The following is a 1,257-nucleotide window of genomic DNA, read 5'->3' on the forward strand; positions in this document are numbered from 1 at the left end:
CCGGTGTGGTCACCGAGGCGTTGGCCCTGGTCGGGGTCGGTGTGGTGCAGGCCCTGCACACTCCAGCGATCACGGCGGGCATGCCGTGGCAGTGCCTGTGCGGCTGCGGCCATGCGGGCATCCTCGACGACCCGGCGGCCTCGGTCGTGGCTCTCACCGCGGCCGTGAGCACCGGGCAGGTCAGCTACGGCTCCCGGGAGGCGCTGGCCGCGGAACTCGGCAGCCGGATCGACAGCGTGACCGCGCAGCGGCGCGCGCAGCTGATCGACGCGCTCGACGGCGAGGGTGTCGAGGCGGGCGTCGCGATCCTGAAGTTGAGGGAGCGGGTGCTGTCGGGGCGGTGCGACCAGCTCGACGAGGACGTTCTTGTCGGGATCGGGGCCGCGTTGGTCACGGCGGTGCGCCGCGACGCGCTGGTGGAGTGGACCGCCGAGAACACCGAACCCGGTCTGATGCGGTCGGTGTGGCTGCAGATGGTGCAGCAGCTGCCCGGGCAGGCCCGTGCCTACGCCGCGACGTTGTGCGGGCTCGCCGCGCTGCTCGAGGGTGACGGCGCCACCGCCAACCTCGCGCTCGACCTCGCCGAACAGGTCCACCCCGGTCTGACGCTCACCGAGCTGGCCGCCCGGATCGCCGCCTGCGGGATCGACCCGATCACGCTGCGGGAGATGCTGCGCGACACCGCCCGCTGACCCATCTCCGGCCAGCCGGTCACGACCCCCGGCGGGTCACGACTTCTGCTGGTCGGGGGTGCCCGAGCTGCCGTTGCTGCAGCACCCGTTCCGGCCTGCCGCCGCGCAGGCGGGGCGGGTGCTCTGGCGGGCCGTGGACACGCTACGGGCTGGTCGCGGCGGAGGTCACCGCCCGGCCTGCTGAAGCGGCTGCGCGGGATTGGCCGCGCGGGATCGGGTGCGGGACAGCGGGTCGGGTGCGGGGTTCTGGGCGTGCCTGCTGGCCGGAGATCGGTGTGGTTGATCCAGACGCCCGTAGGTCAGCACACACCCCGGGCCATGCCGCGATGAACCCTCGCCCGATCCATCCCGGTGAGACCGCCGCTGCGGTTGCGCGAGCACGACCAGCGCCCGGGTGGATGCGGTCACGACCGGGATGGACGAGCGGGAACCCCCGCCCCAGGCCAGGGGCCGTGTGCTGAGGCAAGCCGCGTCAGCTCAACACACCGACCCCTCGGACAGGAGCCCCACGATGAACGAGAACACCTTCCACGGCACCGTCGGCCGCGAGATCCGGATCAACTAC

The 1,257-nt window shown here is 72.9% G+C and carries 1 protein-coding gene; it reads left to right on the forward strand.

The genetic code is table 11. The features are described from left to right. On the forward strand, positions 1-692 hold a 692-nt coding region (locus TOK_RS27890), incomplete at its 5' end, for a DUF4192 domain-containing protein (protein WP_172457827.1). Between the last annotated feature and the right edge of the window lie 565 nt (positions 693-1,257).

Source organism: Pseudonocardia sp. N23 (assembly GCF_002583555.1).
In the GTDB taxonomy this organism is placed as follows: Bacteria; Actinomycetota; Actinomycetes; order Mycobacteriales; family Pseudonocardiaceae; genus Pseudonocardia.